The sequence below is a fragment of the Streptobacillus notomytis genome, from assembly GCF_001902585.1.
In the GTDB taxonomy this organism is placed as follows: domain Bacteria; phylum Fusobacteriota; class Fusobacteriia; order Fusobacteriales; family Leptotrichiaceae; genus Streptobacillus; species Streptobacillus notomytis.
Genome location: NZ_LKKV01000107.1, coordinates 1 through 8,654, shown reverse-complemented (window position 1 = coordinate 8,654; position 8,654 = coordinate 1). Strand labels below are relative to the sequence as shown.

Below are 8,654 nucleotides of genomic sequence, written 5' to 3'. Positions count from 1 at the left end.
TAGAAAGCAAAGGGAATTAAATAAAAGGAATTCATTACTGTGTATAGTGATGGATTCTTTTTTTCTTGACAAAGAATTTCTTTTAATATATAATTCGATTAGCACTCGATACACAAGAGTGCTAATAATTAAAAATGAAGGAGATGAATATATATGAAAAATTTTACTAGAAAGGCTATGAAAGCAATAGAAAATGCAGTAAAATTTGCGATGAATTTTAAAAATTCTAATGTTAAATTAGAACATTTGATGTTAGAGTTAGTTTCTAATGATGAAACTACAATATCTGTATTAAATAAGGTGGGTGTAGATAGAAATGAACTGCAACAAAACATATATACTAAATTAAATTCTATGCCTAAAATAAATGGTGGGGATATAGGTTATTCAGGAGAATTTTCTACTATGTTAAATGATGCCTCTAATATGGCAAGTAATGGTGGACATGAATATATTTCTGTAGTTTTCTTGTTAAAAGCAATGTTAAAAATAAATAACTTTGGATTAGATGTTAAAAAAATTAACGAAGGACTTGATTTTGTTATGGAAGGAAGAAAGGTTAATAGTGACGGATTTGAAGAAAGTCTAGAATCTTTAGAAAAGTATGGTAGAGATTTAGTTAAGTTAGCTTCACAGGGAAAACTTGATCCTGTTATAGGAAGAGATAATGAGATTAGAAGACTTATACAAATCCTATCAAGAAGAAATAAGAATAACCCTATGATAATAGGAGAACCTGGTGTAGGTAAAACGGCTTTAGTTGAAGGATTATCTCAGAGAATATTTAGTGGAGATGTACCTGATAATTTAAAGGATAAAACAGTATTTTCTTTAGATATGGGAGCTTTAATTGCTGGGGCTAAGTATCAAGGTGAATTCGAGGAAAGATTAAAGGCTGTTGTTGATACTTTAGAAAAAAATGAAGGTAAGATTATACTTTTCATAGATGAGATACATAATATTGTAGGTGCCGGTGGTAATAATGGTGCTATGAATGCATCTAATTTATTAAAGCCTATGCTTGCAAGGGGAGAAATAGAAGTTATAGGTGCAACTACTTTGGCAGAGTATAGAAAATATATAGAAAAAGATGCTGCACTTGAAAGAAGATTTCAACCTATACAAGTATTTGAACCTAGTGTAGATGATGCTATTTCTATACTTAGAGGACTTAAGGAAAAATTTGAACAATATCATGGAATTAGAATATCTGATAATGCTATAGTTGCAGCAGCTACTATGTCGGATAGATATATACAAGATAGATTTTTACCTGATAAGGCTATAGATTTAATAGATGAGGCTTGTGCTAGGGTAAAAACTGAAATTAATTCTGTTCCTGTGGAACTTGATGAAATTAATAGAAAATATGCACAACTTGAGATAGAAAGAGAAGCTTTAAAAAAAGAAGAAGATGAAGTTTCTATTAAGAGATTAAAGGATATTATTAAAGAAATAGAAGAGTTAGGGGAAGAAAAAAGAGTTTTAACATTAAACTGGAATGTAGAAAAAGAAAATGTTTTAGAACTTAAAAAACTAAAACAAGAATTAGATGAAGCTAAGATTAAACTTGAAGAGAATAAAAGGATTGCAGATTATGCTAAGGCTGCAGAATATGAGTATGCTATTATTCCTGAAATAGAAAGAAAATTAAATGAAATTAGAGAAAAATCAGAAAAAAATTCTCTTGTTTCACAAATTATTGGCAATGAACAAATAGCTGAAATTATTGGAAAATGGACAGGAATACCTGTAGGTAAACTAATTCAAAGCGAAAATGAAAAAATACTTTCACTTGAAGAACATATGAAAAATTATGTTGTTGGACAAGACAGAGCAATTTCAGCTATATCAGATACTATACTTAGATCTCGTGCTGGGTTAAAGGATATAAATAGACCTATAGGATCTTTCATGTTTTTAGGACCTACAGGTGTAGGTAAAACATATGTAACTAAAAAACTTGCTCAAAATCTTTTTGATGATGAGAATGCTATAATTAGAATAGACATGAGTGAGTATATGGAAAAACATTCTGTCGCTAGACTAATAGGGGCACCTCCGGGTTATGTAGGATATGAAGAGGGAGGTCAGTTAACTGAAAAGGTTAGAAGAAAACCTTATTCAGTAATACTATTAGATGAGATAGAAAAGGCACACCCTGATGTATTTAATGTGTTACTTCAAGTCTTAGATGATGGAAGACTTACTGATGGTAAGGGAAGATTAGTTGATTTTAAAAATAGTATTATTATCATGACATCAAATATTGGAAGCCACTTTATACTTGAGGGTAAAAATGAGCTTGTAATGGAAGAGTTAAAAGTAAGATTTAAACCAGAGTTTTTAAATAGAATAGATGAAATTATTACATTTAATTCATTGGGAGAGGACGCTATTAAAAATATAGTTAGATTAGAGCTTGAGAAGATGAATGAGAAACTTAAGGATAGAATGATAAATCTAATTTATGGAGAAGATTTAATAGATTATGTGTTTAATAATGCTTATGATGAAAATTATGGGGCAAGAGCTATAAAAAGATTTATACAAAAACATATAGAAATAGACTTATCTAAGTTGATATTAAAAGAGAATATAAATAGTAATGTCGATATATCTATTAATGTTTCTGAGTATGGATTGGAATTTAAAAAAGCTTGACTTAGCTGAACAAATAATGTATACTAGCAATATAAAGAGTAGAGTGCTAACAGGAGATGAAGTATAATGAATGATAGAGAAAGAGAAGTCTTTAGTATGATAATTAATCACTATTTAAATAGTGGAGAATCTGTTGGATCAAGAACTTTAGAGAAGAAATATAATATAGGGGTTTCATCAGCTACTATTAGAAATGTTATGTCAGATCTTGAAGCAATGGGATTAATTACTAAGACACATACTTCATCTGGACGTATACCTACTTTAGATGGTTATAGGATGTATATAGATGAATTACTTGAAGTAAGTGAAGTTGATGATGAAATTAAAGAACAAATATATTTTTGTTATCAGAAAAGAATAAATAAGACGGATATAATATTTAAGGAAACTGTAAAGATTTTATCTGAATTATCAGGTGCTGTCGCTGTTGCTATAGAGCCATCATCAGATGAGGAAAGTATTAAAAAAATACAATTTATTAGAATTACTGAAAAAGAGATATTTGTTGTAGTAGTAATGAAGAATAATATTATAAAAACATCTACGCTACTTATGAATACATATGTAACAGAAGAGAATGTAAATAATTTAAATTTATACATATCGGATTTAATGAATACTACTCATAAAAGATTTACTTTAAAGGATATGGAAAGGTTTTTGAAAAACATTAGTAGCAATGATTTCATATTTGATGAAAAAAGAATATTTGAAAGTAATAAGGTTTTTATATCAGGACTTGAAAATCTACTTTCCAGAGAAGATATGCCTGTTGAAAAAGTTGTTGAAAATATTAAAATAATAAATAATGAAAATGAAATGAATACCTTATTTAAAAATCTAACATCTAGGGTTGAAAATGATTTAGAAAGTAACATTATTTTCGGTAGTGATATAGATATAAAAGGGTTTGAAGAATCAGTGTTCATATTTAAATGTTATGAATTTGGTGAAGATAAAGGAGTATTAGCACTTATTGCTAAAACTAGAATAGATTATTCAAAAACTGTAGCTTTACTTGATTTAGTAATAGATATGTTAAAGAAAATGTTAAATCAAAATTATGAAAATAAATTTATAGGATATAAAGATTAGGAGATGAGATGTCAGAAGAAATTAGAGAAGAAGAAGTAAAAGAAGAAAATGTTGAAGGAACTGATGCTATAATAGAAAAACTTAATACAGAATTAGAGGATTATAAAAAATCTTATGCATTAAAACTTGCAGAGTTTCAAAACTTTTCTAAAAGAAAAGAAAAAGAATTACAAGAGTATAAGGAATATGCTTCTAAGGATATAATATTAAAGGTATTAGAAAATGTGGATAATTTAGAAAGAGGAATAGAAGCTTCTCGTTCTACAGAGGACTATAATAAACTTGTAGAAGGACTTGAGATGACTATTAATAATTTTTCTGATATGCTTACTAATGAAGGAGTGACAGAAATAGAAGCATTAGGAAAAGACTATAATCCTTATGAGCAACATGCAGTTCAGGTTATGAGTAATGAAGAGAAATCTAATAATGAAGTTTTAATGGTACTTCAAAAAGGATATAAGCTTAAAGGTAAGGTAATAAGACCTGCTATGGTAGTAATAAATAAGGTTGAAGAAACAAAAAATAACGAAGAAGATAATAAAAATTAGGAGGAAAATAAGATGAGTAAAGTAATAGGAATAGATTTAGGAACAACAAATTCATGTGTATCAGTTATGGAAGGTGGAACATTTACAATAATACCAAACTCAGAAGGAGAAAGAACTACTCCATCAGTAGTATCAATTGAATCTAATGGTGAAATTATAGTTGGTTCTACAGCTAAAAGAAAGGCAATAACAGAACCTAAACAAACAGTAATTTCAATTAAAACACATATGGGTTCAGATTATAAAGTAGATATTCACGGGAAAAATTATACTCCACAAGAAATATCTGCTATGATATTAAAAAAATTAAAAAAAGATGCTGAAAGCTATTTAGGAGAAACAGTTAAAGAGGCGGTAATTACAGTTCCTGCATACTTTACTGACGCACAAAGACAAGCTACTAAAGATGCTGGAGAAATTGCAGGACTTGAGGTTAAGAGAATAATTAATGAACCAACTGCAGCAGCACTTGCATATGGTATGGATAAAGAAAAAGAAGAAAAAATATTAGTATTTGACTTAGGTGGAGGAACATTCGACGTTTCAGTACTTGAAGTTGGATCAGGACTTGTAGAAGTTAAGGCAACTGCAGGAAATAATCATTTAGGTGGAGATGACTTTGATTCTGCTATTATAAACTGGCTTGCTGATGAGTTTAAGAAAGAAACAGGAATTGATTTAAGAAATGAACCACAAGCTTACCAAAGACTTAAAGATGCTGCAGAAGATGCTAAGAAAAAATTATCTTCTACTTTAGAAGCAACTATTTCTTTACCATTTATAGCTATGGATGCTACTGGACCTAAGAACTTAGAAAAGAAATTAACTAGAGCAGCATTTAACGAATTAACTAAACATTTAATAGAAAAAACTAAAGAACCAGTAAAACAAGCTCTTTTAGATGCTGGATATACAGTTAGAGACATAGAACAAGTATTATTAGTTGGAGGATCAACAAGAATACCAGCAGTTCAAGAATGGGTTAAAGAATACTTTGGTAAAGAACCTAATAGATCAATAAATCCAGATGAAGTAGTTTCAGTAGGAGCTGCAATTCAAGGTGGAGTATTAGCTGGAAATGTTAAAGACGTTCTATTATTAGATGTTACTCCTTTATCGCTAGGAATAGAAACTATGGGTGGAGTATTTACTAAAATGATAGAAAGAAATACAACTATACCTACTAAAAAATCTCAAGTATATTCAACTGCAGTTGATAATCAAACAGCAGTTACTATACATGTATTACAAGGGGAAAGAGCTCAAGCTTCTCAAAACCATACTTTAGGACAATTTAACTTAGAAGGAATACCAGCAGCACCACGTGGTATACCTCAAATAGAAGTTACATTTGATATAGATTCTAATGGTATAGTACATGTTACAGCTAAAGATTTAGGAACAGGTAAAGAAAATCAAGTTACAATTTCAGGATCATCTAATTTAAGTAAAGATGATGTAGAAAGAATGAAAAAAGAAGCGGAAGCAAATGAAGAAGCAGATAATAAATTTAGAGAATTAATTGAAGTAAGAAATATGGCTGACCATTTAATAATATCTACAGAAAAAACTATAAAAGAAAATGAAGATAAATTAGAAGGTAACGAAAAAGAAAATATTGAAAAAGCTATAGAAGAACTTAAGAAAGTTAAAGATAGTGAAAATATTGAAGAAATTAGAAAAGGTATAGAAGGATTATCAAAAGCAAGTGAAGCATTTGCTATGAGAATATATCAAGCAACTCAAGCAGCACAACCTGCTTCTGAAAATGCTAATAACAATGATGATGTAGTGGAAGCAGAAGAAGTAAAATAGGTCTATGACCTATTTTCTTCGTGTATTAGGAGATGACTATGATAGTACTAAAAAAAGGTTTAATAGAACTAAAGATAGAAGAATTTGGAGCAGAAATAAAATCATTTACTATAAATCAAGAGGAATTCTTTTGGAATAGAAAAGATTATTGGTCTAAAACATCACCTCTTTTATTCCCTTTTGTAGGAGAACTAAGAAAAGGAGGCTATGAATACAAAGGTAAGGAATACACTATTTCAACTAGGCATGGATTTGCAAGAGATAATATGTTTGAAATAGTAGATAAAGGAGAGGATTTTGTTAAACTTGCATATTATTCAAATGAGGAAACTTTAGAAAAATACCCTTTTGAATTTGAACTGTATTTGACATATAAGTTGATAGAAAATGGATTTATTTTAAAATATTCTGTAAAAAATAAAAAAGATGAAGAAATGTATTTTTCTATAGGAGCTCATCCTGCTTTCACAATTAATGAAGATTATGAAAAAGATGCTTATTTAGAATTTGAAAAAGAAGAAGAAGCTCTTAAATATAAATTAGATGAAACTGGATTTTTTAGGAAAGATAGGGTAGGATTTAATCTAGTAGATAATAGGATAATAAATATTACAGAAGAGAATTTTAAAGAAGATGCTATAGTATTTAAAAATACTAATTCTTCATCAGTTTACCTTAAATCAAGAAGTACTAATAAAGAAGTAAAAGTAACATTTAAAGATTTTCCATATATAGCTTTCTGGAAAATGTCTAATGCACCATTTGTTTGTATTGAACCATGGTTTGGTATTACAGATATAGTTGGAGCAAGTAAGGATATAACATTAAAAGAGGGAATACAAAAATTAGCTCCTAAAGGAGAATTTAGAGCTAAGTTAGTATTTGAATTTAAGAGAGGTAACTAATGAAAAAAGACTATTACGAATTGCTTGGTATTGATAAGAATGCAAGTGATGCAGATATAAAAAAGGCATTTAGAAAATCAGCTATGAAATATCATCCAGATAGAATGGTAAATGCTGATGAGAAGGAAAAAAAAGAAGCGGAAGAGAAATTTAAGGAATTAAATGAAGCATATCAAGTACTTTCAGATCCAGAAAAGAAACAACTATATGATCAATATGGTCATGCAGCATTTGAACAAGGTGCAGGAGGTTTTGGAGGACAAGGATTTGAAGGCTTTGATTTTGGAGATATATTCTCAAACTTCTTTGGAGGTGGCGGAGGTTTTGACTTTGGAGGATTTAGTAGTAATCAAAGAAGAAAACAAGGTCAAGATCTTTTATACACAATAGATTTAAGTTTAGAAGAAATAGCTGATGGGGTTGAAAAAGAAATAGAATATAGCAGGGTAGGTAAATGTTCTAGTTGTAGTGGTACAGGTGCCAAGGATTCTAAAACTAAACAATGTAGTACATGTAGTGGTAGAGGTTATGTAACAAAAACACAAAGAACTATATTTGGTATGAGTAATGTTAGAGTTGAATGTTCGAATTGTCATGGTATAGGTGAAATAGCAGAACATAAATGTAATTCATGTAATGGAGATGGAAATAAGAGAGAACAAATAAAGAAAAAAATCAAAATACCTGCTGGTATAGAAACTGGACAAAGATTAGTTATTAGAGATGGAGGAAACTATGATGGCTTAGGAAGTGAGTTTGGAGATCTATACTTACAAATTAGAGAAAAAAGGCATGAATTATTTCAAAGAGACGGGTATGACATATATTGTAAAGTACCTATTAGCTTTTTAACAGCCACTTTGGGTGGAGAATTAGAAGTTCCTACATTAAGAGGAAAGACTAAAATTAAAATAGCAGAAGGAACACAAAATGCAACTAAGATGAGAATAAGAGATGCTGGAATAAAACATAATGGATATAAAGGCTCTCAAATTATTGAAATTATCGTAGAAGTTCCTAAAAACTTAAATAATAAGCAAAAAGAAAAATTAAAGGAATTTTATGAGATATTAGGCGTAGAAAATGAAGAAAAGACAACAACTTTTTTTGATAAGATAAAAGAATTTTTTAAAGATTAAGAGAATTGGCTTATAGCCAATTTTTTTATTATTAAAAAAATTACATTAACTATTTTATGATTAATTGACAAAATATATGGGGGGGGGGTATAATAAAGTGAAAAATAATTAAGGAGGAAAAGATGTTAAAAGGAAATAAATTAATAGCTCTTATGGCAATAAGCACAACAGTATTAGGGGCAGAGTACTATGTAAAAAATGATAATAAGGTTGAGCTAGGCCATGAAAATGGATTTAAAAAGAAAGTTTCAAGTGAACTAAATGTAGGATCTATTTTTGGAAATAAAAAAGAAGTATTTGTATTTGCTGGAGGACAAATAGGATACATAAATAAATTAGATGGTAAATTAAATACAGGAGTAAATTTAAAAAAGAAATTAACAGAAGAAATAGAATTAATATTAAATGCAGGATATCAATATAAGGGAGGTTATGAAAACTCAATAAAAGAATTAATAAAGATTAGAGGAGAATGGGACAAG

The 8,654-nt window shown here is 29.1% G+C and carries 6 protein-coding genes and 1 pseudogene; all 7 read left to right on the top strand.

Annotation, left to right across the window (positions count from 1 at the left end; translation table 11 throughout):
* Positions 1-153: 153 nt before the first annotated feature.
* Complete coding sequence (locus BUE91_RS05530) at positions 154-2,664, top strand: ATP-dependent Clp protease ATP-binding subunit (RefSeq protein WP_073508214.1); 2,511 nt, start codon at positions 154-156, stop codon at positions 2,662-2,664.
* Between the two features lie 66 nt (positions 2,665-2,730).
* Positions 2,731-3,762, top strand: a complete 1,032-nt coding sequence (gene hrcA / locus BUE91_RS05525) for a heat-inducible transcriptional repressor HrcA (protein ID WP_073508213.1) — start codon at positions 2,731-2,733, stop codon at positions 3,760-3,762.
* 8 nt (positions 3,763-3,770) lie between these two features.
* The gene (locus BUE91_RS05520; protein ID WP_073508212.1) at positions 3,771-4,313 is read left to right on the top strand and encodes a nucleotide exchange factor GrpE; all 543 of its coding nucleotides are present in this window, start codon (positions 3,771-3,773) and stop codon (positions 4,311-4,313) included.
* A gap of 12 nt (positions 4,314-4,325) precedes the next feature.
* Positions 4,326-6,128: a molecular chaperone DnaK gene (gene dnaK / locus BUE91_RS05515; protein ID WP_073508211.1), complete on the top strand. Its 1,803-nt coding sequence runs from the start codon at positions 4,326-4,328 to the stop codon at positions 6,126-6,128.
* A gap of 38 nt (positions 6,129-6,166) precedes the next feature.
* Positions 6,167-7,033 (top strand): aldose 1-epimerase family protein, encoded by an 867-nt coding sequence (locus BUE91_RS05510; protein WP_073508210.1) that lies wholly within the window; start codon positions 6,167-6,169, stop codon positions 7,031-7,033.
* On the top strand, positions 7,033-8,172 hold the full coding sequence (dnaJ, locus tag BUE91_RS05505) for a molecular chaperone DnaJ (RefSeq protein WP_073508209.1): 1,140 nt from the start codon (positions 7,033-7,035) through the stop codon (positions 8,170-8,172). Before BUE91_RS05510 ends, dnaJ begins: the two co-directional genes overlap by 1 nt.
* Before the next feature lie 122 nt (positions 8,173-8,294).
* Positions 8,295-8,654: pseudogene (locus BUE91_RS05500) on the top strand (hypothetical protein); the annotation flags it as partial.

Coding starts and splice junctions, on each gene's coding strand:
- BUE91_RS05530 (WP_073508214.1), top strand. CDS start 154: ATGAAAAATTTTACTAGAAAGGCTATGAAAGCAATAGAAAATGCAGTA.
- hrcA (WP_073508213.1), top strand. CDS start 2,731: ATGAATGATAGAGAAAGAGAAGTCTTTAGTATGATAATTAATCACTAT.
- BUE91_RS05520 (WP_073508212.1), top strand. CDS start 3,771: ATGTCAGAAGAAATTAGAGAAGAAGAAGTAAAAGAAGAAAATGTTGAA.
- dnaK (WP_073508211.1), top strand. CDS start 4,326: ATGAGTAAAGTAATAGGAATAGATTTAGGAACAACAAATTCATGTGTA.
- BUE91_RS05510 (WP_073508210.1), top strand. CDS start 6,167: ATGATAGTACTAAAAAAAGGTTTAATAGAACTAAAGATAGAAGAATTT.
- dnaJ (WP_073508209.1), top strand. CDS start 7,033: ATGAAAAAAGACTATTACGAATTGCTTGGTATTGATAAGAATGCAAGT.